This is a genomic window from Allobosea lupini (assembly GCF_900109525.1).
Lineage (GTDB): Bacteria > Pseudomonadota > Alphaproteobacteria > Rhizobiales > Beijerinckiaceae > Allobosea > Allobosea lupini.
In genome coordinates this window covers 661628-683385 of record NZ_FOAN01000003.1, presented here as the reverse complement: position 1 = coordinate 683385, position 21758 = coordinate 661628, and the positions used below count along the sequence as shown (strand labels likewise).

Below are 21758 nucleotides of genomic sequence, written 5' to 3'. Positions count from 1 at the left end.
GGGAAATATCGCAAAAAGCAACGAAAAACCGCCCTTTCGGCGCGGCTGCGAACGTCTCTGAAAATGGGAGTGGTGCTGACGTGCTCCCCATTTTCCTGCCGGTCATAAGTTAGGTCCGGCTGGGTTTTGGTCCGTGGGGGACCGGCTGGCGAACGTCGAGGGTGATAGGCCGCCGAGGCTCGTCTGGGATCTGACGGTGTTGTAGTCGATCCGCCAAGCCTCGATGATCCGCCGCGCCTCGGCAAGCGAGGAGAAGGCGTGCTCGTTGAGGCACTCGTCCCGCAGGCGGCCGTTAGAAGACTTGGCGGACCATCATCGGTTGCTGCAACACGATGATACGCATGAGGGCCTCGCGCCGGGCTTCCACCTCGGCGCGATTGGAGCGACGCCTTATCCGGCTAGCCGGATAAGCGGCGAGAGAGGCCGGAGCACTCATTCTCCGGTTCCCGGAAGCGGTTCCGAAGTGCGAGTAGCAGGGCCGCCGAAGCGCTCCAGAAGCTGACCGAGCAGCGCATGGACCGTCTCGATCGCAGCTCGGCTCTTGGCTCGATCGGCCTTCGGAATGCCTTTGGCGACGCGATCATATAGGAGGTCCGCATTGGCCCGGCTATGAGCAAGGTTCAAGATTGCGTCCGCGGCTCGATCCGCTCGCTGATCCGGCGACATGTGCAAGAGGCGCATCCAATCGAGATACCTTTCCTTCTCTGCGTAGATCGCGGCCAACTCGTTCGGGTCGTAGCGCGATTTCGGATGCGCCGCCTCCTCCGCGAACAGTGCCTGCAATCGGTCGGGCGAAAGATCGGCTTCGGTGCACCGGGGAAGATGCCGATGACAGCCAGACAGAAAAGTCGCCTGGCTCCAGTGATCTTCAGCCGCTTCCTGATTGCGCTTCGCCTCGGTTAGGCGCCAGCGCACCGCAGCCCAAAGGGCTTCGGACGCAAGTTCACGATCGCCCTCCTGGCAGACCGCGATCAACTCCTCCTCGGTATCACTCTTGTAGAACCGATCCGCCATGCGCCAGACGCGCTTAGCACGCCAGACATTGAATGCTTCCACGCGGCGAATGGCCGCCTTTGAGAGCCGCGACGTTTTCTTCGCCATCACGCAGCCCCTCGATCGCGACGGGCGGCGGCGGTCTTCTCGGCCGCAGCGACAGCGTCGGCGAGCAGGCGATCGATCTCGGCGTCCGTGATGAAGGTCCGGGCGCCGAGCTTGATCGCCCGGAGCCGACCGGTCTTGATCCAATCGTAGACGGTCGTGTTGCCGATGCCACCGAGCCGGGCGCGCGCCTGCTCGATCGTATTCAGATTACCAAGGGGCTGGTTCATAGATGCCTCGCGGGGAAACGGGCCGTGAGGCCCGAGGTTTCCACCCAGAGAGGCTTCCCTGTCGGCTCGGCCCCAGCTGCCGAGATCGGCGGCCGGGGAAAAGCGGGCCGCGGTATGTCGCGGCCGGCTCAGGATGAGTTGGGAACCACCGGGCCGAATGGCAACGGCTTCGCTCGCGTTTTTCTTAGGCCGGCGCCTTTCGAAGCCGATCCAGTTCATCCGCCCACCATGCCGCCATCCGGAAGCGCTCTTCCCAGAGCTGGCCGCGGGCGTAGGCGCGCCGAACCGCATTGGTGTCCTGATGAGCAAGGGCGGCCTCGATCGCATCGGGGGCGAACTGGCCGCTCTCGTTGAGCATGGTCGAGGAGCTGGGCCGGAAGCCGTGCGCCGACATCTCGTCCTGGCCGAAGCCCATCCGGCGCAGCGCGCCGTTGATGGTGTTCTCGCTGATCGGCTTGGGCTCGATCTTGCGCCCGTCGCCGCCCGAGATGCCGTAGCCGGGTAGGACAAGCTTGCCGCGGCCGGTAATCCGATGGAGGTCACGGAGGATCGCGACGGCCTGTGCCGGCAGCGGAACCTTATGCTCCCGCCTCATCTTCGTCCGGGCGGCGGGGACGGTCCAGACCGCTGCGTCGAGATCGAACTCAGCCCACTCGGCGAAGCGCAACGCGCGGGCCGGGGAAAGAGGAGGGCCATGAGCTGCAACGCCGCCTTGGTGGTCGGCTGGCCGGAGAAGCCGTCGATGGCGCGCAGCAGGCCGCCGAAGGCCTTGGGATCGATGATGGCAGCGCGGTGCTTCACCTTGGGCGCGGTCAGCGCGCCGCGAAGGGCGAAGGTCGGATCGGTCATCGCGCGGCCTGTTGCGACGCCGTAGCGGAAGACCTCGCCGATGACGGCGCGGAGCCGCTTGGCGGTTTCGAGCTGGCCGCGGGTCTCGACAGCGCGCAGCGCGACGAGGATTTCCAGCGCGGTGATCTCGCCGATCGGTCGGGTCCCGATATGCGCCTTCGCGAGGTCGTAGAGCCATCGCAGCTTCTCGGCGGTCCGCTCCGTCCTACCCTCGCGCTTCTTCTTGTCCAGCAGCTCAGCCGCGACGACCTCGAATGTCGTGGCCCGCGCCAGCGCGGCGCTGATCGCATCGAGCTTCTTCTGCTCGCCCGGATCGACGCCCTTGCTAAGGAGGACCTTCGCCGCATCGCGCGCGGCTCTGGCCTCGGCGAGGCTGATCGCCGGATAGGCGCCGATCGCGAGGGTCTTCTGCTTCCCGGCGAAGGTGCAGGAGAAGCGCCAGAGCTTCGATCCGTTCGGCGGTACGAAGAGAAAGAGGCTCCCGCCGTCGCTAATTTTTTTGAGTCTTCTCGATCGGTTTGATCGCCCGCAACCGAGCATCGGAAAGAGCCATTCCGGATCGCCTCTTGGTATCGCCAATACCAAGAAACCGGCGATGCCAAGAACGATACCAAGATTTTCGTGGGAGGCCAGCGGATCGCGGCGGAATGTGCCGAACGTCAACGCAATGAAAAGCCCGATAAATCGGGCTTTTCGAAAGCGGACGGCGATGTCGGTAAGGGTGCCTGGTGCCGCAAGAGGGATTCGAACCCCCGACCCCCTCATTACGAAACAGATGGCCCCGTATGGCACGGCATGTCACAACATGACAAGCCGTGTCGCATTTTCGCTAGGATTTTTGGCCGCTTATGATATAAATCATAGGGTGTCAGCGGTAGCCATATGACATACACTGTCGAAGCGGTCCGTTACCCTCAAGCATACCCAGGGCTGTCATGGCAAAGAGGCTCACTGACGCGGCAGTCAAGGCCGCCAAGCCCGACCCGGCAAAGCGGATCGAGGTCGCTGATGCTGGCGCGGCCGGCCTTCATCTCGTGATCCAGCCCGCGCCAAGCGGTAAAAAGAGCTGGGCCTATCGTTATCGACTTCACGGGAAGACGGCCAAGCTCACGATTGGCCCCTATCCTGCTTTCTCGCTCACAGAGGCCCGCGAGAAGGCTCAAGAGTTCGATCGCCTGAGGCAACGCGGTGAAGACCCCGGGCTCGGCGAGAAGCGCCGCAAGCGAGCGCTTAAAGAGGCTCACGTTGCCGACGCCGGCACATTCGCCGGTGAGGCCCGGCGCTACCTCGATGAGTATGCGAAGAGCCACCAGCGCCAATGGCGGGAGACGGCACGGATGCTCGGCCTGCGCGTCGACCCCGCAAAGCCCGAGGACCGCGACAATCCTCTCGCCTTCGTCACTATACCGAAGGGCGCTGCTGACGAGTGGTCTGGCCGCCTGATCTCCTCCATTACGACCGACGATGTCCGCGACTTCATCCATGGCATCCGGCGCCGCGGCGCGCCGATCGCGGCGAACCGCACGCTCGCAGCGCTGAAGGGCTGCTTCAGTTGGCTGAAGGCCAACACGGCTCGCCTGCCCGTGGATCCCTCGGCCAGCGTTTCGAAGCCGCAGAAGGAAACCGCGCGCGATCGGGTGCTATCGCACGACGAGATCAGGATCCTCTGGAAGGCGTGCGACGAGCTCGGAGAGCTGTTCGGTGCCTCGATCAAGCTGATGCTGCTGACAGCGCAACGACGGGACGAGGTTGGCGGCCTGCGCCGGCCGGAGCTGTCTCGTGACGGCCTTATGTGGACGCTGCCAGGCGAGAGGGCGAAGAACGGAAAGGAGCACGAGATACCGCTCGCCCCGACGGTCCGCGAGATCCTAGCCGCACTGCCAAAGGTCGACAGCAAGGCAAAGCTGATTTTCACCACGACCGGCGAGACGCCGATCAGCGGCTGGTCGAAGGCGAAGGCGAAACTTGACGAAGAGATGCTCAAGCTGCTGCGGAAGGAGGCGGCCCAACGAGGGGAGAATCCTGCTAGCGTCGAGTTGCCTAGCTTTACTCTCCACGACCTCCGGCGAACTGCCGATACGCTGATGAACGACGAGCTCGAGGTCGCGCCACACGTCGTCGAGGCCATCCTCAACCACGTCCGGAAGGGCGACGAGCGCCGCTACAACCATGCGAAGCTCAGAGAGCCGAAGCGGCGCGCGCTGGAGGCCTGGGCGGCCCATGTCGCCTGGATCGTCGCCGACAAGCCCGAGACGGATGTGGTTGTGCCGATGAGGGCGCTTGGATGACTCCGAACCGTCTCCCACCCGACGCCATTCCTATCCAGCGCCTGATGTTCGCAGCGCCGAGTATTACCAGCGCCGCTGTAGAGGCATTGGGGCCTGACGCCACGCTGCTAGACGAAGGCAGAGAGATTTGGCTCGATAAGGATAGCTGGGGCAGACGGTGGACGATCAACGGTAGGAGCGACTGGCGTCGCGATGACCGCGAAGACTTTGCCACCGAGACTGACTTCGAGCCCGGGCGCTGGGATTTTCAGGAGGAAGAGCCCGAACCGCATTGGTCTGGCGACGACCGCGCCTGGGTTGCTGCTGTGGCAGCGCTGGTCCGGTTGCTGGAGGCAGGTGAGGCCACCTTGTTGGGCCGGCCAGGCGAGCCGTGGGCGCCTGCTCTAGCGATCCCGCTCGATGCTCTGCCGGACTGGCATTCAGGTCTCATCGACTTCGGCAAAGGGACAATCGACACGACCTCAGGGACAATTTTCTCCGTTCACATTCTCGTTGCTGCGCCAATGGGCTCGCCAACTTGCGCGGCCGCGGCGCGCATTCATAGGATGGCATCCGAAGACGCCTTGCGGGATTGGATAGTAGCGCGAGCTTTGGCTTCACCAGACGCGAAGACCGTCTCGCTCGCCTCGCTGTTGGTCCAGTTAGAAGAAATCGGTCTGACCAAGGGCGGGATTCGGCGGGCTTGGGACGCGGCCATGAGCAGGCTGGATCCGGGAATTCGAGCTGTCTGGCAAGGGCCGGGCACTCTGCGGACAGTGAATCGGTCCCCCCAATCGATTCCAGAAAAATAATCGCACCCGCTATTTGAGCTGCGCGATCAGTGTGACCGTCTTCGTCATCAACCGATGACTTGGAGGTCACTTATGCAATTTGCCGGACGGAACTATCTCAGCTCGCGCCAGGTCTGCGAGCGCCACGGCATCGTTCTGCGCACGCTCTATCGCTACATGAAGCGCGAGGGCTTCCCGAAGGCAGTCAGCCGCGAAGGCCGCCTGTTCTTCGCCGAGGACGATCTGCTCGCCTGGGAGAAGAAGATCGTCGGCGCCGAACTCGGCGCTCGGGCTGCGGCCTGAGCTGTGGCGCCCACGAAAAAGCCCGCGGCCGCTGGAGACGGCGCGCGGGCTCGGAATGGATCTGCTGGCTGGCTGATCTGGTCCCAACATAACGCGCCCGGCACAGCTTCTCAAGCGGGAGGGCAGCATCGTGGCGTCCGCTCATGGTAAGCGCAGGGGTGCTCTTCCCGGCTACTTCGGGCGGCCGCTCAGGCGCCTGAAAGAGATCGAGTGCCTGGCTCATTGGCGTCACCAGGCAGGCGGATACACTGACCCGGTCAGAGCTCTCGCTGTCGCCGCGCACGCGCTGGCTGCTCTGGAAGGCATGCGCCTGCGAGACGGGACCCGCCATCCTGGCCTGCAGTTTGCGACTGCCGGCGAGTTCCTCGATCGTTGCAGCCTCGACCTGACCGAGCGCGATATCAGCGAGATCGTCGCCGGCGTTGGTGATGCCAGAAGCGCAGAGCATCCGTTCATCATGACCGACGTCGAGGCCGGCAGGCTTCTTGATCTCGGCAGAGACGAGCGGACCAATCTCGACATACGCACGATCGAAGCAGTGGATGAGGCGCCAGAGGACCGCGCAGCGCGCATGGCGGATTGGAAGCGGACCAACGACCGACTTCGCCGACAGCGGGCGACCGACAAGCGGCGGGCCGATGCCGGCCTGCCGGCCCTCGATCGCAGTGCTGCGAAGGCACCGGCTCCCAGGCACTGGGAAGAGCTCGGGATGTCGAAAGCGACGTACCATCGGCGCAAGGCGAAAGGGCTGTTGCCGAGTGAGACTCCCGTGTCGCGCACTTACACACGGCCGAAGGATGAGACTGACGTGTCGCAGACTTACGCAGTCCAGAGTGAGACTCCCGTGTCGCGCTCGTTCCGTAGGAACATAGAAGTAGTCCGACACGACAGTCTCACCGACACCGCCTCAACGTCGCCGGGGGCGGCCGTTCAACGGCCCGACCCACGCGCTGAGACGACGGTCCTGATGTTGCTCGGGCGCGGGGACCGCGCCATTGGCAGCCGAGTCGCGGAGAGCATCGATCCAGACCATGTCCGTCGCTGGGCGGATGCAGTTCGAAACGGGACGCTCGCAGGTGATCTCAGGATCGAGCTCGAGTTCCATGCCATCCAGGCTCGCAAGCTCCTCGAGGTAGCATCATGAAAGATCTCTTCGACTGGGCCGATCGCAATGAGCGTAACGCGGCGCGGCGCGAAGCGCGCCGCCGGAAGCGCCTCAAGCAGCAAGATGTACCGGCCAAGCCGGCACCTGCCATGCTGCACCCCGGACCATCTGCCCAAATCGTCAATTTCGAGGACGAGCGGTGGCGTCGATATCGGCGACTGCTCCAATCAGAACGGGCGGCCTATTACCGCGAGCAAAGCCGCGCTGCCGGCGCTCTGCCGCCTGCTCCGATCCTCCCGTTCGATCAGCTTCGGCGAGCGTAAGCATGACGACCGGGGCCTTAGGCTCGTCACATCTAGGCGTGCTGGTGGCCCGCATCCGGCGCGTCACGCTTGCCAGCGGTCGAGCGGTCTGGACCGGCTACGACGACCGTGGACGACAAATCGTAGCTCTCAGGGCCGAGAAAGAACTTGAGGGTTTCGATCTCTACCTGCGCGAGACGCCGATGAGCTTGGCGAGAGCCGAAGACCGAGCTCAGCGGCGGGCCCGCAGGCGAAACCGCGCCGCGGCCAAGGCCGGGTTGGGCAATACAGGGTCCGATGTCGACACTACCCAGCCAGCACCTTGCCGATCGCGAAGAGGTCTCCAGGAGGCCCGGGCGCTCGAAATTCTCTCGAGGCTCAGCTCCATCCCAGAGGGTGGCGATGACCTGGGCGACCTGTGACGCCGCCCGTGCAAAGCGTGCAACCTTAAAAAGCCGTCGACTAGCCGGCAATGAGGAATTGAGATGATGACAATTGATGACGGCCAAGCACCGGATCGCCTTTCCCTGGCAATGTCCAGGATCGAGATCCTTCGCCATCTCGGCGCCGGCTCGCTGGAGAGCGGGATCATCGTTGCCGCCCTGCTCGACGATACCACGGTGGATGCTTGGACCGAGCTGCAGCGGCACCAGCGCGTCACTACGGAAGACGCCGCGCTGCTGAGTAACATCGGCAATCAGATCCGCGAGGACCTCTCCGAGAGGGTCGCGGCCGAGTGTGCGCGTCGGAGCGCGCAGCCAGCGAAGGGCAAGGCTGACTTAGGCCGGCTCCACAAGGATCCATTCGCCGCCGCGCCTCTCGAAAATGTAAAGGTCGGAAAGCCGCCCGCCGATCGACTTGGACGCGTCGACAAGGTGCTTCCTGGCGGTAGCGAGATCATCGAAGGTCCCGACCAGCGCAGGCAGCGTGATCTCACCGGGAATGGGTGGTCCTTCATCCGGAGGCGCCGGCTGCCACTCGGGCTTCGCCATCTGCTCGAACGTCTGCGAGTGTGAAGGCGGTGCGTAGCCATAACGAGCCGCGTATTCGGGCATGGGCTTCCTCTCCAAGTGGATTTGCAGCCGGCCAACGGCTGGCGCCGCAGACATGAGATGAACTTGGGGTCAGCAGCCCGACGCGGCGACTGGCTAGTCTGTGCGCGCGGCGGTCGCCGCCGCTATTGCCGCCAACTCGGACATGCGAGTGATTTCGCGTGCTGTCGGCTCGCTCCGCCCGCCTCGGTAGGCCTGCCATAAAGCGGATGCCTCCCAGAACGCATCTGCGTTTGCTGCGAGAAGGCCATCAGCTGCAAGGGCCTCAACCAGTTGGGGGTAGCGACGCCGATCAATACGCGCATATCGCGCGCGCGTTCTCCCATCGATTTGAGGGCGAGCCGCGATGTGCTCCAAAGCGTCTCGGACAGTCAGCCATCCTTGCCGAATTTGTTCACGAGGTGAGGGTTGCTCTTCCGTCCCAGCCTGCACTGGCTCAGTGACTGTCTCGGGAGAGCTCGCCGCCTCTAGGTCTGCTACGGAGCCGCGGAGATCGTTGAGCTGCTCGGACGTCGTTGCGAAGCTCTTTTGCATTTCCGAGATCTTGTCGCGGATCGCAGCGAGGGTGGCGTCGACCTCAGAGCCGTGCTTACGGAGAAGCTGGTCTGACGCGTCCACCGCGCTTTTGAGATCCTTTACGCGGCTCCCGAATAGCCAGGAGCCAATCAGCACGCCTGTAATGGCAGCTAGCAATGTCAAAAATCCCGAGATGACAGTGCCTTGTCCTTGGGTAAGCGAGTTCCAGAATTCCCCCATGCCATGTGCTCCCAAAGCAATTCGCTGAGCGGTCGGCCGCCCTCGCCGCAGAGCATCAATTGGGGGTGATTCGCAAACAGCACCAATCCCAGGTTGGGGATTATTTGATCAGCGCCATTCTGTGTCACTCTTTGTAGCCTTCTGTCATATAGACAGGTGCTCCTGATTTGACAGAGCGCCTGATTCGCGCGGTATTTGCAGAGAAATTGCCGAAACCGATCGCCCCCTCGAACGGACGAGGGCAGGCCCGGGTAACCACCGGGGTGTCAAAACGACGAATTCGGCCTCACAGCAGGCGCCGCAATGCTCGCACTGATCCACCCCGACGCGCCACTCCAGAGCAAGCCGATCGTCAAGCGCGATCGGCGCAACCAGGTCGGCCGCCGGCTCCTCGATCATGAGCGTCGCCTCTTCGCCCTGATCGGTGGCGAGGAGCAGGCGACACCGGCGCTGCGCAAGGCGGTGGCCGATACCGCTGAGCTCGCCCTCGCCGCTGAGAAGGCGCGCGCCTCATACCTCCAGGACGAACTGAGCGCTTCCGATCTGCTCCGCTTCCAGGACGCGGCGCGAGAAGCCGAGCGCGCATTGAAGGAGATGAGCCGATGACCGAGGCCGATGCAGCCCGCCCCGATGCGCTGCTCGAGCGCGTCGCCGACGCGGTGCGCGACCCGAGCGTGACGGCAGCCAGCCTACAGGCGCTCTGGGATGAAGCGCAGCAGCTGCGCAGCGGCATGGCGGAGGCGGAAGGCGACTGCATGAAGCAGTCCCTCGACCCGGGGGCCAGCGTTTCCGAGGCTCGCCAGGCCAGGAACAGCGCGGCCGACTTCGCCCACGAAGGGCGTAGGCTTGAGGCGGCGATGGCCAGTCTCGACGAAGTGTTGCCGACTGTCAGGGCGGCCGAGCACCGGGCGGCGATCATGCCAGCCTATGAGAAGTACCGCGACGAGCGCGCCGCCTTCATCGAGCGCCTGCGGGACCGCTGGCCGAAGCTGACGGCCGAGATGCTCGAACTGATCCAGACGATCGAGCGATATCGGCATGAGCCCGGCGTGGAAATCCCCGACGGCGAAGACCCCCTACGCGGTGACGTCGAGATGGAGGCGCGCGATCTCCCAAGTTTCCATCTTCCCACTGGTCCGGTTGCGTCATTCGCCTCCGCGCGCCTCCCGAAATTCGAGAACGACCCATGGAAACGGTACCTGTGGACCGAGCAGATGAAGGGGCTGAAGTCATGGTGATCACCCCTCCCGCGGATGCCGCTGAACAGAGGATTTATTGATGAGCAAGCAGATCGAGATCGAAGACGCGCACGGGCGTCGCCGCACTGAACCTCACGGCTACAAGGCCAAGGACGGTGAGCGAGTGATGACCGTTCGTGTTCCCCTCGTGATGATGGACGGCTACCCGAGCCCGTCGATCGTCAACGACGGACAGCCATACGGCGGCAAGATCGGCATCGGCGACGCTATGACGACCGACACCGTCGGCGGCTGCGTGCGGGTCAGTTTCCAGGATGGCACCGGAGCGCTCCAGCGCCCCGATGGTTCCTGGGTCTACACGGATGGCGGCGGCTACATCGCCAAGTCGCATAGCAGGGAGCAGCAGGCTCACGCCGCGAGGGTGGCCGGCAAGTTCGGCCAATGGGTCGACGGCTACGTCGACGGCAAGGCGCAGGAGAACGTCGCCTATCAGGGCTACGTCGACAGCCTCAACGCCTGGCGGAACGCCTGACGAGCTCACGCTATTGGAGGGCGCAATGCCGCACTATGGACCGGACCTTCGTCCGCAGATCGAGGGCCGGTATTTCGCTGCCTTCGGTGAGGACTGTCGCAAAGACCCGGAAATGTCCCGGTTGATCCGCGATGCAGCGGAAGCCCAGGCGGCTTACAGCGAATGCGACGAGCCCCGAGAACGCGCGCGGCTGCTTCGTGCGGCTTTCGACGCTTGCAGCGCAGTTGCCGCGGCAAACCCCGAACGCGCAGCGCTCATCCTCGGCTTCGGCCATGGCTTCGCCGGAATCGTGTCGCGCACCTCAGCAACAGGAGCCGATCATGGCTGATTTTTCCCCGGGGTTCGCGCATCTCAACGCCGATAAGCGCATGCCGACCAATAGCGAGGTCGAAAACGGCTTCGGTTGCGGCCCGGCTGACATCCACCTCTTCAACGGCATGATGAATGCCTACTACGCCGAGCTCGGCGCGCTCATGATCCGCGCGGGCTTGACCCCGTCCAACGCGGACATGGAGCAAGTCTTCCGGGCGGTTCGGCAGTTCGGGGGCGAGTACTATGTGGCGGGCGGTTCCGCCAATGCCCTGACCATCACTCCCGGACTGGCTTTCGCGAACAACGCTCAGATGATCGGCGTGCCGATTCGGGTGAAGATTGCTGCAACCAACACGGGCGCGGCAACGCTCAATACCCTTCCGATCGTGCGCCAGGACGGCACAGCGCTCCGCAAGAATGACCTGCTGGCGGGCGACATCCGTGAGATGTACTTCGACGGAACCAGCTGGCGTCTGTTTTCGCTCGTTCTTCAGACCGAGCGGACGGTGACGCTGCTGGGTCGTGTCACGGCTCAGTATGCGACGAATGGCGTGGAAACCGCGATCGAGTGGGCGCCGCCCGCCGCCGGCACTGACCCGCTCGGCTGGTATAATCCAGCCCAGCCTACGCGCCTGACCTGCCCCGCAGGCATCGACCGCGCCGTCTTCTCATTCTCCATCGGTTTCGAGGCCAGCAGCGTCGGCTATCGCAAAGGCCGCGTCGTCGTGAACGGGACGGCGGAGGGCTCCGGCCTGCCGGTCGATGTGCTTCTGCCGAATGCCTCGGACCTCACTATCCCGAACGGTGCCGGCGCGCCCTATCCCATGGCTGCGGGCGATTATGCGCAGGTCCTCGCCTTCACCAATCCTGGCGGCCCCCACCTGCTGCGTCGCCAGAACACCTTCTTTTCCGTCTCATATTGAGCGAGAGCGCCATGGACGAAGCTAGCACAGAGGACGACCTCATTGTTGAGGAAGCGGCCGCTCCAGTCGTGTCACCGCCGCCCCCTTGGGCTGATTGGGCCTCGATCGCCATTGATGGCCTCGACGATCCGCGCGCTCTGGCGCTGGCTGCCGGAAGCGCGGCCGGACCGTCCGACATGATCATCGATGCGGGCCGCTTCTACGTCCGGAACGTGACGCAGGCGGCGCTCGATGCTGCCGCGGCAGCCTATGACCCGACCGCCCGAGCGAAGGATGAGCTACTGGCTTATGCGGCGTCCACGCGATGGCAGAAGGAAGTTGGCGGCGTTGTTGTCGCTGGCGTCCCGGTCGCAACGGATGACCGCTCCAAGCTGATGATCACCGGCGCACGAATTGCCGCGATGCTTGACCCGGAGTGGTCGACGATCTGGCACGGATCGGACCAGAACACCTATCCGATCGACGCGACAGCGATGATCGCAATCAGCGACGACGTGCAGGCGCACGTCAACGCGACATTCGCCACCTTCGCCGCGGTCAAGGCCGCGATCGACGCAGGGACCATCACCACGACAGCCGAGGTCGATGCAGCTTTCGAATAACGAGCTCGCGCGGGGTCACTACCGCGTTGAGGGGGCCGGGAAGAGGGTCCCCGGTCAAGGGGCCGGCGTCCGTCTTCAGCGCCGGCCCCATCCTCAGATCGGAGATCGAATGAACCCGGAACTCTTGCCTCTCACGGTAAAGGATCGCCTTTGGCTCGCAGCTCATCCCGCCTCGCCGTTCCGCTTCCGGCCGCCGACTTCCGCTGAGGCGAGGGCGGCCGGCGTGCAGAACCCGGAGGCGGTAGCAATCGTTGTGCGGGGCTGCAGCAGCCCCGGCTTCGTCATCGTTTCGAGCGAGCGGGGCAGCGACAATGCGGACGCCGTGCTGCAGCTCGCCGCGGCGCTCGATATCCCTCGAGAGATCACGACCAAGCTCGCGGACTTGCTGCCCGGAGTGAGGCCTAACAACTTAGCTTTCGCCGCGGCCGAGCTGATCAAACAGACGCCGTTCTGCCTGCTATGTACCTGCGGCGTGCGCTGGGCTGTCGTACTGGCCGGCATCGCCCTGGAGACGGCGCCCAAGGACTGCACCGGCATGATTGCGATCGATGAGGCATGGGAAGCCGCTAAGCATCGCGGTCCGCCCGCCCGCTTCCGCATCAGCGATGCGCCTGTCGTTGCGGCCTCAGCCGCTATTCGTGGAATCGGAAGGAGCTGAAGATGGCGATTCTTGAGGAATTGACCACAAGGCTTGGGTTCGAAGTCGAGGGTCTGGCCAAGCTCAAGGCGGCCGCCAAGGCCTTCGCTGGCGTCAAGGACGACGTCATCAAGTCGGCCAACCCGCTGAAGCAGGCCGGCGCGTCCGCCGGCGTCACCGCTGTTGCGATCGGCCGGCTGGGGAACGAGTCGCGCAAGAGCAGCCGTGGTGTGCTCCTGCTATCGACTGCCTTGAGCGGATTGAAGCGTGCAGGCTCCGTAGCCATGAGCGTGCTGCGCGGCGTTCTGATGGTCGCGCTGCGCTTGATCCCAGCGTTCGCCGGGTTGGTTGCCGGCGGCGGCGTTTTGGCTGGTGTCCTGGCGGCGATCGGAGCCAAGGCCGCGCTTGCCCGCCGCGAGATGGCGCTCACGGCCAAGACGGCCGGCACGACCGCCGGAAACCTTGAAACCGTCACCAACATCTTCAAGGGCCTCGGTCTCGGCGACGAAGCGGAGAAGTCCGCCCAGGCCGCGGTGGAGAAGATGAACGAGCTCACCAAGGCTATCAAGAAGGGCGGCGAGGAAGGCGAGGAGGCCAAGAAGAAGCTCAAGGGCTTCGGCATCGACAGCAGCCTTGCGATCGGCGCTGACGGCAAGATGCGCGATTCCTCCGCGCTGCTGCTCGACGTGATCGAGGCCTACAAAACCGCCCAGGAGAAAGCCCAAGCGCTTCGCAAGAAGCAGGAGACGACCACCAACCCGAGGCAGAAGCGGAAGATCGGCGCGCAGGCGCTGGAGCAAGAGCGGAAGGCGGACAAGCTCGCTGACGACACTGGGATCGAAGGCAAACTGAAGGCTTTGCTCGACGAGCTTTCAATGCGGGAAATCCGGGAGCGCAACGAGAAGACGGCGTCCCGCACGCCGACGACGTCCCCTGAGAGCGAACGCCAGCAGGCGGAGGTTGCCAAGCAGGCTGTCGAAGCCGGCTTGAAGGTCGATGCCGTTCTTCAGGGCGTAGCTACGCGCTTCACCGAACTGGGCGTCGCCATCGCTACAGAGGTTCTGCCACCGCTCAACACGTTTCTCGATAGCGTCGTCGGATTTGCGAAACGGATCGGCTTGATCTCGGAGAATGCCAAGGAAAAGCGGGATCGCGAGTCGTACGAGGCTGCTTCAAAGCGTGCCGAAGGCATGCGAGCTGAGCGTTCCACGAACGACCTGGATCAGACCGATACCCCGCAGGCCGCTCGCAATCGCTCACAGTCCGAATTCTTCAAGCGCCAGATGGAAGAGGACCGTAAGCGCTATGGCACGCCCACCGAGGCGCCGCTGCCGCCGAAGCGTGCAGATACTTCGGCCTCGCCCCTCGGCGCGCTGCCAGAATGGAACCCTCGCCCGGTGGCGCTGGCGGCGGCGCCAGCTCGTATGGGCCCTGGCGCTCCAACCGCCCCCGCGATGTCCATGCCCGCTCCGACGCCGGGTTGGCTGGACGGGCTGAAGTCGCTTCTCCAGTCTGTGCCGAAGATTAAGGCGGATCTCTCACCTGAGATGAACGCGTCGAAGATGAAGAACGCCGCGGCGCAAACGAAGGTCGACCAGAACTTGACCGCGACCGCGACGGCGACGGCCACCTTCAACGGCATCTTCGACGAGACGGCCGCACGGAAAGTGCAACAGATGATTGATCAGAGCATCCAGCAGGCGGCCGGCAAGCTGAAAGCGCAGGGCGCCGGCGTTCTTGGCGCTATCTCTGCGAAGGGCTCCAACTCCGGGACGGCGTCAGCCGCATCGCCGTGACCTGCATCGTCATCAGTCGCAAGATCGGCCCGGTGAAGCTCGACGCGGTGATGCGCGGACGATCGCAGCTGACCCTACTACCAGCGCTTTACCGCGATCACTTTAACGTCCACCTGGTCGAACGAGAGACCGGCAAGACGATCCATGGTACCGAAGGCATGGAGCGCTCCCGCCTTCACATTATTCGTCGACGCAGGCCAGAAATCTTTGACATGGACGATCTCGCCAGACTTTCGCCGAAATACGAGCTGGAGTTGAGCGCCGGTTGGTTCAGTACAGCCGTTTTTAAATTCCCCGACCACTCGGGTATATTCGCCATCCACGCGCCAGCTAGACTGCTGAATCTCGATGTCGTTTGTGTCGCATGCGACGGCAGGTCCGAAAACTGTCAGGGCAATAACCAGGCTGATGAATCTCATTCGGCCCTCCTGCGTCGGCACGCAGTAGACCAGCAATTGAACACGTTTCAAGAGGGGAGTTCGTCATGACAGAGAACCCCCTGGCTACCCCGCTGACGGCCGGGACAGGGCCGCGCGAGCGCTTTCTGGCCGCGCTTGGCGAGGGCCTGTCTGTCGCTGGCGCGGCAAAGCTGGCGGGCATTGGCCGGCAGACGGTCTATGATTGGCGAAAACGAGACGGCGAGTTCGCTGCGGCCTGGGACGACGCTATCGAGACGGGTACCGACAATCTCGAGGACGAGGCACGGCGCCGGGCCATGAGCACGTCCGACACGCTCATGATCTTCATGCTGAAGGCGCGCCGGCCGGAGAAGTACAAGGAGCGATATGCGGCGGAGCACACTGGGAAGAACGGCGAACGCCTGATGCCAGAGCGCTTCCCGAAGATCACGGACCTCACAATGGAGGAGCTGCTTCTGTTCGAGGGGCTGATGAGCAAGGCCTGCGGCGTCGAGCGACCGGAGCGCGAGGCCGGCGGCCATCATCAGCCAACAGACAGCGTGCAGTGAACCGCGCGATTGCCCTAGCCCCCTTCCCTCCTCGGCCACTATGTTGAGCAACGCTGCAGCTTTCCACGATGCCAGCGTTGAGGTTTGCCGATCGGGCGCCTATATTGTTCTCACGTCGTGAGCGTTTCGGGCGTTCAGTCCAGGGGGGCCGCAAGGCCGGCATTGGACATCGCGACTACCAAAACCGCGAGCCGTTTTCGGACGTACAGCACGGGGGCCTTGCAAAAGGCGACATCGAGCATCGCGGCAGTAAGGTCGTGAGCGTTTCGGACGTTCGCACCGGGAGCCTTCGGGCCGGCATGGTGCATCGCGGCTACCCCAACCTCTTCGTCATAAGCCCGCAGTCTGATCCAGCTCCCGCAGTATCAGTACCGCGATGCGCTCGATCGTTGCGAAGTCAGCTAGCATTTGCGGATGAAAGACGACAGGTGGTCCTGGGTCATGAATGGAGCTCTTCATCCACGGCCGGAAATGCTCGAGGCGCCGACGTTGGGCCTTGAGCGCCCGGGCCTCATCCGCTTCTCCTCGCCGGATCGCGCTTACTACTTCGCCTGATAGCCTCTTGTGCTCGTCTTCGTCTTCTGGAGCGACGATGAAGGGTATGATGTATAGCGGTATACGATGCGCCAGGTGGTCTCTGAAGTCCGTTAGATAGGCGAACCAATTGTCAAACGCCGCTAGCTCGGCCTGTCCCTCAACAGACAAGGAAGCGCGCACGGCAGCATTCAGCGAACGGAGGCCGATCTCCCGTCGGGCCAGTGGACGCCCATTGGGTCCCCTGATGGCCCGCTCCGCCACCCAGACGTGAGCAAGGTTATCTACAAGGCCAAAGGCGTTGAGAACGAAGGACTGGATGAAGACGGTCCCCCGCAGCCTAACCTCACGATCAAGTATGTCGTCCGCGCTCGGTGGAATAAGTTCGAAGACCGACTCGATGCATTGGTAGAGGATTGCAAGCCGCCTGGCTGCTCCATGCTGCGCGTGCTCCCTGCCTAAGTCAGTTGCCCAGTCGCGCCCGATGAGCTCCTCGGTGAGCTGCCGCTGGCGGGCCCCTGCCCAATCCAGCTTGTCGCGCATGTCCACAAGGGCGACGGGTGAGAAGAATGGCATCAGGGCGTGCGGCTGGAGAGGCGGATCACGTCATCATCATCCTGCGCCATGCGACTATCCGGAGGAGATGCGTGGCAAGGAGCAGTATCTCGGCCGCCTCGTCGGGTCCCAACGCTACTTTGCGGTGAGAATGCGGGTTCTTGAAAGAGCCGATCGCCCCTTGAAAGAGGTTCATAAGCGCCACCTGCTCGCCCCGCTCGGCATCAGGATCCGCGAGCGGACCGCCGGCCTTGAAGGCTTCGCTCATTAAGCCGACGCCGACCAGATCAGGACCGAAGCCGCCGGCTTCTCTGACAGCTATCTCAACAGCCTTCATCGCTTCGAAGACCGCAGTGTCGTATTTGCCGCGCTGGAAAAGGTGCCAGACATCTTCTCTGATTGATTCGAAGAGCTGCATCTTCGGCAAGCTTCGAACTGCAAAGGTACCCCGCGGATCGCCACCCGTCACCAACTGCCGAGCTCGACGGCTTAGCACTCGGTTCGGGTGTATTCCTCCCAGTCCTGGGGCAGAAATGATCAGCGCCGCCCCCTCCAGCCAAGCCCAGGCTTCGCGTAACGCGTCTGAAATCTCTGTCCGATTGCCGGATGGGTAATTGCCCGCGCCTGGTCCGAATACGGTCGAAAGAAAGCGCGACAGCTCGATTCCGTGAGCGCCGTCCTTCCAAGCCTCGATAGAGGGGAGCATCGCTAGCCCGAGTTCTTCCGGGGACAGAGCAAGGAGCGTGTCGGAATCAGGTATGAGATCGACGAGGTGCACTGGGCGTCTTCCTCCTCACCAAATCAAATCCTCTATCATCCTGGCGCCGCCGCGGAGAGCAAGCGAGAGCACCGCCCCGACGGCGAGGGACCGTCAATCGCCGCGGCGGCGGTGGCCGCCGGGCTTCGTCGTGAAGGAGTGGCGGTCAGGTAGGGTCAACCGTATCTGTCCTCAGATAGCCCCTTGGCCGTCAGAAAGAGCAAGAACTGCTTTCCAAGATCGGTAAGGTGCGACAGTGAGTCGGGGCCCACAGGTTCTTCAGGCCGTGTGGCCAACCCACGTTGGAAGATGAATTCGGCCCATTGGTCGAGGGGGCGGCTCTCGTGTAGCGCGGGAAACCGAGCCTTGGCTTGCTCAAAAATCTCCTCTGCTCGCTTGACCGTGATAGCGCCGCCCCGCAGGTTCGCCTCCTTGATAGCGGCGATCTGCGATCCAAAGATCACACGATAGATCACCTCCATATCGCGATCCATAATCGCGCTGGCTGCGACGCGGATAGCCCATGCCAACTGAGCCTCAATATCGCCTGGAGATCCGGTTTGCAGGCGCTCACGCATGTCCTGCTCTATCGGTGCGATCGTGCTGATCGGCTCTGGGGGCAATTCACGGCGGCCCGGCGCGGGGGGAGGCAAGATTGCTGGGGCCGCCGCCTGTTCCACCTGCTGCTGTTGGGTCTCCGCCAATTCAGCTTTGTTACCCCACAAGCTGAAGCCCTTCACGCGGTCGATCAAGGATCCGAGCTTCGCTTTGAAAGCCAGAACGATGATCACTGCCGCGGCCGCAAAGGGCAAAGCCCACCCCAATGCCCCCGCGAACGCGGCGTAAGCGGCCTCCATGTCGATCTCCTTGCTGCGCACCTGGCGCAGCATCCGGGAGTGCTCGGGGCTTCCGCAAGGGGAGGGCCTTTGCCAAGAGTTGGTTGTCCCCGTCAAACGTCCCTGTCGCGGCCGGAACTGTCCCCCTGGGCACCAGTTCTGTCCCTGTAGCAGAGCCCGCCTATCGCATGCGCCTGAGTTCCTTGACGACGAAAGCCAGCGTGGCAGCGTTACGGGGGAAGCTCCCCTGAGCCAACGGGCGCCGACTCTGAGCCTTCCACTCCTCGTTCAGCAGGTCGACCAGCTCGAGCACCGATCCAACGCCGAACTCGGCCCTGATATCCGCAGGGAGACCGAAGTCCTGACGGACCTCATACGGAGGCGGCTTGAACGGGTCCGGCGCCGGCTTGGCTTTGGGCTGAGGTCGAGGCGGAGCGATCGGCGTCGCAACCTTGGCCGCGGTTGTCGGTGGAAGCGCGACCACGGCCTTAATCTCGGCCTTCTTTGGCTTGCTCGCCCTCGGCTTCCTGGAAGGTAATGATGCTTCGCGTTGAGACGCCCAATGGGCGGACAGTTCTAGCGTCGCCTTCTGATGGCCACCCAGAGCTTCCATGAGGTCGCTCTCGCCGCGGCTCTGCTGGGTGCGCTGTCCGGCCAGGCTCGAGGCGACGATCTGAAGAGCCGCCTTCCTGATCTTCCGCTGATAAAGCTTCTGCTCGAAGTAGAGTTCCCCCGCCTTGTCCAGGTCGGCGCTCCAGTCGTCTTCCCGCCGATCACCCCCGGCAGCAGGAGGCCACGGTCGATCGGCGTCCAGCATCCGCGCAACCACCTCAGGCATCGGATAATAGCCTGAAGCTTCGCCGTGGGCTTCGTAGGTCTGCAGGCAGTGCAGCAACTGCATCCTGAGATCGCCAGGGCGGCCGGCGCCCCTAATCACGCGGAGCAGGTTGGCGGCCATCTCACGAAGCTCGAACCCAAGCTGACGCTCAGCTTGCCTCGTCGCGAGGTCCTCGTCGGAATTTTCGGAGACAATGCGCACGAAACCTACCCCAATGCCGGCCCCGCTGGTAGCGAGCCGCCGTTATGGCAGTCGATCTCACCTCGGAGAACCGCGCAACGGGATAAATGGCTCGGTAATCCCCTGTAGGGTCACCCGTCATTTAAGGAGTTGAGCTCGTCGGGATTCTAACCTTCGTCGACGGGCGACGGCACCGCCTGGCGCAGGACGTCGTTGATCCGATCCTGCCAACCTGGGCCGCCGTCTTGGAAATGGGCAAGCACCGCGGTGTCGATCCGCAGAGTCACCATCTCCTTGGCTCCAGGCACCACAGTGTGCTTTGCGGCCGGCCCGGGGCAGCAGCCGGCGCAGGAGCCTTGAACAAGGCCTCGGCCTTGTCGCGCGCGCTTGTGGCAACTCTATAGGTCGCGGGGGGATAGAGGCGCCGTCGGCGACCGCACATTGCGGCGGGCCGCGTCCTTTAGGACGCGAGCAAGGTCATCGCCCCGAATTGTAGCTCGCAGGGGCAGTCCCTTCAGCCAAGTTGGCCCCGCGGCTCGATGCCAGTCTACCGAGAAACGAAGCTCCAATACGGATGCAGGTAGCGTCTCCCGAAGCTCGTCATCGAGAAAGACCTGTATAAACACGGTCTCGTCAGGAGCTACCAACCGGGCTGCTTCATAGCCCAACTCGCCCTCGATTATGCTCTCGGTGTCGTCATGCAACCGAACTGAAAGGTCGGGGTTGGACCGGATCCCTGTTATCACGATCTCCCTGTCGGACCTATTTACGACGCGAAGATAGAGATCGCCGACCCCGTCGTATCGGTCAGCGGCCGCCATCAAGCTCACGATAGGCCTGCTTTTCACGAGACGATCGTAAATTGTGAATGCGGCTGTACCCAGGCCCGCTATGCCGCCCAACAGCTTTATGCCTTCAACCAAGTCGCTCATGGTTAGCGGCGCCTCTTCCGCTTCACCCTGGACGGGTCGATCGCCATTTCATGCCCACAATCTACGTCAGTGCACCGTAGGAAAATCACGCCTGCTTCAACAATGCCGGTCATCGGACCCGAGCATTTCGAGCAGTTGGTCGTCGCGTTGGGCGGAGCCAGCCTTGCCTCCAGGTTGCGGCGCAACGGCTCATCCTGGAGCTCCAGTTGCTCGTCACGCTTTCGTTGAGCCGCAACGACGTTTGCGGGCTGCCGCACGGGCGCCTCTCCTCGTTTCGCCGCCCACCGACCGACGGCTATTCCCGCCGCCGCGCTAGCTAGAAAGCGCAGGAACACGGGAGTCCGATCCACACCGCCGTGATGCGAGCACGCGCCTGGAGAACCGATGGAGGGCGAGCCCCATCCGGAATTGCAGGTCAGGGGACCAGAGATCAGATTGAGGAAAATCAAGGTCGCGACGAAGGCAGCAGCACCGAATTTGACGGCACGCATGATCAGTTAGCGCCCTCGGAATTCTCGCGGTGAGGCAGCAGGCCCAGTGTGGTCAGTTGCTCGGCGACCAGTGTGCGCACGGCCTCCGAGCGCGACAGAGGCGGCTTCTGATCAGCCGCGAACGCATCGATAGCCTCCGTGATCCTCGGCGGCATCCGGAGCGTCAGGTGAGGATCGCGCCCTGTCGCTGGGCGCCCTCTCTTTTTTGGTGTTACCGATATTGACATTGCGCAATAACGGTGACACATAAAAACAGGCCGGGCAAGAGCACCACCTCTCGCGCCGGCCCTAACCCGAGCCGATGGAGTGACCCATGGCCCAAGCTGTCGAGCGTAATAGCACGCCCGCGCCGTCTAACGGCACGGGATTTTCGCCCCTCTCGTCTCTCTTCCGCGATCCCGCTCTGCGCCGCGCTTTCGAGCGCGCCGAGCGCGACGACGGCGCAGCCTTCGCGGTCCCGGCTCCCAAGCCGGCCCCGATCAGCGGCGGCGCGTTGAAGGTGCTGGAAGATGCGTAGGCCGGTCGCTCAGCGCGTCCGCGCGCATCTCGCGCGGCTCGACGCCATCGGTGCGTGTTACGCGATCGTCGAAGATTCCCCAGGGTGGGTCGCCGCTGAATGGCGCATCCCTGGCAGCCCCGACTTGTGGCGTTGGGCGGGGCATCCCGACACGGGGCGCCCATTTGATCGGCGCATGGCGGTCGCGATCAGCGGCAGGCTGAATTCCTGATCCGCTTCGGCAAGCGTGCTGTCGCCCAATCATTCCCCATAGATGATTACGGTGAACTTCTGCGAATCTATGGCCACGGTGATCGCAGAGCTCGGCCAAGCTGGCTGAACACCGCATCTGCGGGCGAATCGTTACCCTGATCACCACCCAGAGACAAAAAGAGCTGGACAACCGCTCGGGCGCCCA

General features: G+C 63.4%; 27 protein-coding genes and 1 pseudogene. 16 read left to right on the top strand and 12 right to left on the bottom strand.

Annotated elements, in window-relative coordinates; all coding sequences use genetic code 11:
* Positions 1-102: 102 nt before the first annotated feature.
* From BMZ21_RS12610 to BMZ21_RS31065, 5 genes and pseudogenes are all read right to left on the bottom strand, one after another.
* Positions 103-303: pseudogene (locus tag BMZ21_RS12610) on the bottom strand (integrase core domain-containing protein); the annotation flags it as partial.
* Positions 304-432: 129 nt separating this feature from the next.
* Entirely contained in the window at positions 433-1101 is a 669-nt protein-coding gene (locus BMZ21_RS12605; RefSeq protein WP_091834218.1) for a hypothetical protein, read from the bottom strand.
* On the bottom strand, positions 1101-1328 hold the full coding sequence (locus BMZ21_RS29915) for a helix-turn-helix domain-containing protein (RefSeq protein WP_208862266.1): 228 nt from the start codon (positions 1326-1328) through the stop codon (positions 1101-1103). The genes BMZ21_RS12605 and BMZ21_RS29915 overlap by 1 nt, the downstream gene beginning before the upstream one ends.
* 184 nt (positions 1329-1512) lie before the next feature.
* Positions 1513-1923, bottom strand: coding sequence for a tyrosine-type recombinase/integrase (locus tag BMZ21_RS31070; RefSeq protein ID WP_342029032.1), 411 nt, complete (start codon positions 1921-1923; stop codon positions 1513-1515).
* Complete coding sequence (locus BMZ21_RS31065; protein ID WP_342029031.1) at positions 1920-2969, bottom strand: tyrosine-type recombinase/integrase; 1050 nt, start codon at positions 2967-2969, stop codon at positions 1920-1922. The genes BMZ21_RS31070 and BMZ21_RS31065 overlap by 4 nt, the downstream gene beginning before the upstream one ends.
* Before the next feature lie 143 nt (positions 2970-3112).
* Between BMZ21_RS31065 and BMZ21_RS12590 the strand changes: the two genes are divergently transcribed.
* The 6 genes from BMZ21_RS12590 to BMZ21_RS12560 all read left to right on the top strand — a co-directional run bounded on the left by BMZ21_RS12590 (position 3113) and on the right by BMZ21_RS12560 (position 7961).
* Positions 3113-4465, top strand: a complete 1353-nt coding sequence (locus BMZ21_RS12590; protein WP_091834212.1) for a tyrosine-type recombinase/integrase — start codon at positions 3113-3115, stop codon at positions 4463-4465.
* Positions 4462-5256, top strand: coding sequence for a hypothetical protein (locus tag BMZ21_RS12585; protein ID WP_091834210.1), 795 nt, complete (start codon positions 4462-4464; stop codon positions 5254-5256). The genes BMZ21_RS12590 and BMZ21_RS12585 overlap by 4 nt, the downstream gene beginning before the upstream one ends.
* 72 nt (positions 5257-5328) lie before the next feature.
* Complete coding sequence (locus BMZ21_RS12580; protein WP_091834207.1) at positions 5329-5538, top strand: helix-turn-helix transcriptional regulator; 210 nt, start codon at positions 5329-5331, stop codon at positions 5536-5538.
* 130 nt (positions 5539-5668) lie between these two features.
* A complete protein-coding gene (locus BMZ21_RS12575; RefSeq protein WP_143079696.1) occupies positions 5669-6682 on the top strand; it encodes a hypothetical protein in 1014 nt (337 codons plus the stop codon).
* Positions 6679-6966, top strand: a complete 288-nt coding sequence (locus tag BMZ21_RS12570; RefSeq protein ID WP_091834201.1) for a hypothetical protein — start codon at positions 6679-6681, stop codon at positions 6964-6966. The genes BMZ21_RS12575 and BMZ21_RS12570 overlap by 4 nt, the downstream gene beginning before the upstream one ends.
* A gap of 464 nt (positions 6967-7430) precedes the next feature.
* On the top strand, positions 7431-7961 hold the full coding sequence (locus BMZ21_RS12560; protein ID WP_091834195.1) for a hypothetical protein: 531 nt from the start codon (positions 7431-7433) through the stop codon (positions 7959-7961).
* A 132-nt stretch (positions 7962-8093) separates the two neighbouring features.
* On the opposite strand, the gene BMZ21_RS12555 is transcribed toward BMZ21_RS12560, so the two are convergent.
* Positions 8094-8753 (bottom strand): hypothetical protein, encoded by a 660-nt coding sequence (locus tag BMZ21_RS12555; RefSeq protein WP_091834192.1) that lies wholly within the window; start codon positions 8751-8753, stop codon positions 8094-8096.
* A 303-nt stretch (positions 8754-9056) separates the two neighbouring features.
* Here BMZ21_RS12555 and BMZ21_RS12550 point away from each other — a divergent pair, with 303 nt between their 5' ends.
* The 8 genes from BMZ21_RS12550 to BMZ21_RS12515 all read left to right on the top strand — a co-directional run bounded on the left by BMZ21_RS12550 (position 9057) and on the right by BMZ21_RS12515 (position 14754).
* Positions 9057-9359, top strand: coding sequence for a hypothetical protein (locus BMZ21_RS12550; protein WP_091834188.1), 303 nt, complete (start codon positions 9057-9059; stop codon positions 9357-9359).
* On the top strand, positions 9356-9991 hold the full coding sequence (locus BMZ21_RS12545) for a hypothetical protein (RefSeq protein WP_091834185.1): 636 nt from the start codon (positions 9356-9358) through the stop codon (positions 9989-9991). The genes BMZ21_RS12550 and BMZ21_RS12545 overlap by 4 nt, the downstream gene beginning before the upstream one ends.
* A 40-nt stretch (positions 9992-10031) precedes the next feature.
* A complete protein-coding gene (locus BMZ21_RS12540) occupies positions 10032-10484 on the top strand; it encodes a hypothetical protein (protein ID WP_091834182.1) in 453 nt (150 codons plus the stop codon).
* A 25-nt stretch (positions 10485-10509) separates the two neighbouring features.
* On the top strand, positions 10510-10812 hold the full coding sequence (locus tag BMZ21_RS12535; protein WP_091834179.1) for a hypothetical protein: 303 nt from the start codon (positions 10510-10512) through the stop codon (positions 10810-10812).
* Positions 10805-11719 carry a hypothetical protein gene (locus tag BMZ21_RS12530; protein WP_091834176.1) on the top strand — a complete coding sequence of 305 codons (915 nt, stop codon included), beginning with the start codon at positions 10805-10807 and terminating at the stop codon, positions 11717-11719. Before BMZ21_RS12535 ends, BMZ21_RS12530 begins: the two co-directional genes overlap by 8 nt.
* Positions 11720-11730: 11 nt before the next feature.
* A complete protein-coding gene (locus tag BMZ21_RS12525; RefSeq protein ID WP_244543819.1) occupies positions 11731-12321 on the top strand; it encodes a DUF4376 domain-containing protein in 591 nt (196 codons plus the stop codon).
* Positions 12322-12430: 109 nt separating this feature from the next.
* A complete protein-coding gene (locus BMZ21_RS12520) occupies positions 12431-12979 on the top strand; it encodes a hypothetical protein (protein ID WP_091834173.1) in 549 nt (182 codons plus the stop codon).
* Positions 12980-12981: 2 nt separating this feature from the next.
* Complete coding sequence (locus BMZ21_RS12515; RefSeq protein WP_091834170.1) at positions 12982-14754, top strand: hypothetical protein; 1773 nt, start codon at positions 12982-12984, stop codon at positions 14752-14754.
* Between the two features lie 77 nt (positions 14755-14831).
* On the opposite strand, the gene BMZ21_RS12510 is transcribed toward BMZ21_RS12515, so the two are convergent.
* A complete protein-coding gene (locus BMZ21_RS12510) occupies positions 14832-15173 on the bottom strand; it encodes a hypothetical protein (protein WP_091834167.1) in 342 nt (113 codons plus the stop codon).
* 65 nt (positions 15174-15238) lie between these two features.
* On the opposite strand from BMZ21_RS12510, the gene BMZ21_RS12505 reads away from it, so the two are divergent.
* Positions 15239-15721, top strand: coding sequence for a helix-turn-helix domain-containing protein (locus tag BMZ21_RS12505; RefSeq protein ID WP_091834164.1), 483 nt, complete (start codon positions 15239-15241; stop codon positions 15719-15721).
* 330 nt (positions 15722-16051) lie between these two features.
* Here BMZ21_RS12505 and BMZ21_RS12500 read toward each other — a convergent pair whose 3' ends face one another.
* The 5 genes from BMZ21_RS12500 to BMZ21_RS31140 form a co-directional block, all read right to left on the bottom strand.
* Positions 16052-16831, bottom strand: coding sequence for a hypothetical protein (locus tag BMZ21_RS12500; protein ID WP_091834162.1), 780 nt, complete (start codon positions 16829-16831; stop codon positions 16052-16054).
* A 25-nt stretch (positions 16832-16856) separates the two neighbouring features.
* Positions 16857-17588 carry a TIGR02391 family protein gene (locus BMZ21_RS12495; RefSeq protein WP_091834156.1) on the bottom strand — a complete coding sequence of 244 codons (732 nt, stop codon included), beginning with the start codon at positions 17586-17588 and terminating at the stop codon, positions 16857-16859.
* Between the two features lie 155 nt (positions 17589-17743).
* Positions 17744-18457, bottom strand: coding sequence for a hypothetical protein (locus BMZ21_RS12490; RefSeq protein WP_091834153.1), 714 nt, complete (start codon positions 18455-18457; stop codon positions 17744-17746).
* 127 nt (positions 18458-18584) lie between these two features.
* A complete protein-coding gene (locus tag BMZ21_RS12485) occupies positions 18585-19361 on the bottom strand; it encodes a hypothetical protein (RefSeq protein WP_167561618.1) in 777 nt (258 codons plus the stop codon).
* A 227-nt stretch (positions 19362-19588) separates the two neighbouring features.
* Positions 19589-19711 (bottom strand): BrnA antitoxin family protein, encoded by a 123-nt coding sequence (locus BMZ21_RS31140; protein ID WP_091834147.1) that lies wholly within the window; start codon positions 19709-19711, stop codon positions 19589-19591.
* 1446 nt (positions 19712-21157) lie between these two features.
* Here BMZ21_RS31140 and BMZ21_RS12465 point away from each other — a divergent pair.
* Positions 21158-21361: a hypothetical protein gene (locus BMZ21_RS12465; protein WP_091834137.1), complete on the top strand. Its 204-nt coding sequence runs from the start codon at positions 21158-21160 to the stop codon at positions 21359-21361.
* The last annotated feature ends 397 nt before the right edge of the window (positions 21362-21758 follow it).

What these genes read in the sequence shown, in the direction of transcription:
- BMZ21_RS12555 (WP_091834192.1), bottom strand. Translation starts at nt 8,753, where the DNA reads ATGGGGGAATTCTGGAACTCGCTTACCCAAGGACAAGGCACTGTCATC.
- BMZ21_RS12515 (WP_091834170.1), top strand. Translation starts at nt 12,982, where the DNA reads ATGGCGATTCTTGAGGAATTGACCACAAGGCTTGGGTTCGAAGTCGAG.
- BMZ21_RS12605 (WP_091834218.1), bottom strand. Translation starts at nt 1,101, where the DNA reads ATGGCGAAGAAAACGTCGCGGCTCTCAAAGGCGGCCATTCGCCGCGTG.
- BMZ21_RS12585 (WP_091834210.1), top strand. Translation starts at nt 4,462, where the DNA reads ATGACTCCGAACCGTCTCCCACCCGACGCCATTCCTATCCAGCGCCTG.
- BMZ21_RS12550 (WP_091834188.1), top strand. Translation starts at nt 9,057, where the DNA reads ATGCTCGCACTGATCCACCCCGACGCGCCACTCCAGAGCAAGCCGATC.
- BMZ21_RS12500 (WP_091834162.1), bottom strand. Translation starts at nt 16,831, where the DNA reads ATGCCATTCTTCTCACCCGTCGCCCTTGTGGACATGCGCGACAAGCTG.
- BMZ21_RS12510 (WP_091834167.1), bottom strand. Translation starts at nt 15,173, where the DNA reads ATGAGATTCATCAGCCTGGTTATTGCCCTGACAGTTTTCGGACCTGCC.
- BMZ21_RS12465 (WP_091834137.1), top strand. Translation starts at nt 21,158, where the DNA reads ATGGCCCAAGCTGTCGAGCGTAATAGCACGCCCGCGCCGTCTAACGGC.
- BMZ21_RS12560 (WP_091834195.1), top strand. Translation starts at nt 7,431, where the DNA reads ATGATGACAATTGATGACGGCCAAGCACCGGATCGCCTTTCCCTGGCA.
- BMZ21_RS12520 (WP_091834173.1), top strand. Translation starts at nt 12,431, where the DNA reads ATGAACCCGGAACTCTTGCCTCTCACGGTAAAGGATCGCCTTTGGCTC.
- BMZ21_RS12530 (WP_091834176.1), top strand. Translation starts at nt 10,805, where the DNA reads ATGGCTGATTTTTCCCCGGGGTTCGCGCATCTCAACGCCGATAAGCGC.
- BMZ21_RS12580 (WP_091834207.1), top strand. Translation starts at nt 5,329, where the DNA reads ATGCAATTTGCCGGACGGAACTATCTCAGCTCGCGCCAGGTCTGCGAG.
- BMZ21_RS12490 (WP_091834153.1), bottom strand. Translation starts at nt 18,457, where the DNA reads ATGCTGCGCCAGGTGCGCAGCAAGGAGATCGACATGGAGGCCGCTTAC.
- BMZ21_RS12590 (WP_091834212.1), top strand. Translation starts at nt 3,113, where the DNA reads ATGGCAAAGAGGCTCACTGACGCGGCAGTCAAGGCCGCCAAGCCCGAC.
- BMZ21_RS29915 (WP_208862266.1), bottom strand. Translation starts at nt 1,328, where the DNA reads ATGAACCAGCCCCTTGGTAATCTGAATACGATCGAGCAGGCGCGCGCC.
- BMZ21_RS12570 (WP_091834201.1), top strand. Translation starts at nt 6,679, where the DNA reads ATGAAAGATCTCTTCGACTGGGCCGATCGCAATGAGCGTAACGCGGCG.
- BMZ21_RS12540 (WP_091834182.1), top strand. Translation starts at nt 10,032, where the DNA reads ATGAGCAAGCAGATCGAGATCGAAGACGCGCACGGGCGTCGCCGCACT.
- BMZ21_RS12485 (WP_167561618.1), bottom strand. Translation starts at nt 19,361, where the DNA reads ATGGCCGCCAACCTGCTCCGCGTGATTAGGGGCGCCGGCCGCCCTGGC.
- BMZ21_RS31140 (WP_091834147.1), bottom strand. Translation starts at nt 19,711, where the DNA reads ATGGTGACTCTGCGGATCGACACCGCGGTGCTTGCCCATTTCCAAGAC.
- BMZ21_RS12545 (WP_091834185.1), top strand. Translation starts at nt 9,356, where the DNA reads ATGACCGAGGCCGATGCAGCCCGCCCCGATGCGCTGCTCGAGCGCGTC.
- BMZ21_RS12505 (WP_091834164.1), top strand. Translation starts at nt 15,239, where the DNA reads ATGACAGAGAACCCCCTGGCTACCCCGCTGACGGCCGGGACAGGGCCG.
- BMZ21_RS12535 (WP_091834179.1), top strand. Translation starts at nt 10,510, where the DNA reads ATGCCGCACTATGGACCGGACCTTCGTCCGCAGATCGAGGGCCGGTAT.
- BMZ21_RS12525 (WP_244543819.1), top strand. Translation starts at nt 11,731, where the DNA reads ATGGACGAAGCTAGCACAGAGGACGACCTCATTGTTGAGGAAGCGGCC.
- BMZ21_RS31070 (WP_342029032.1), bottom strand. Translation starts at nt 1,923, where the DNA reads ATGAGGCGGGAGCATAAGGTTCCGCTGCCGGCACAGGCCGTCGCGATC.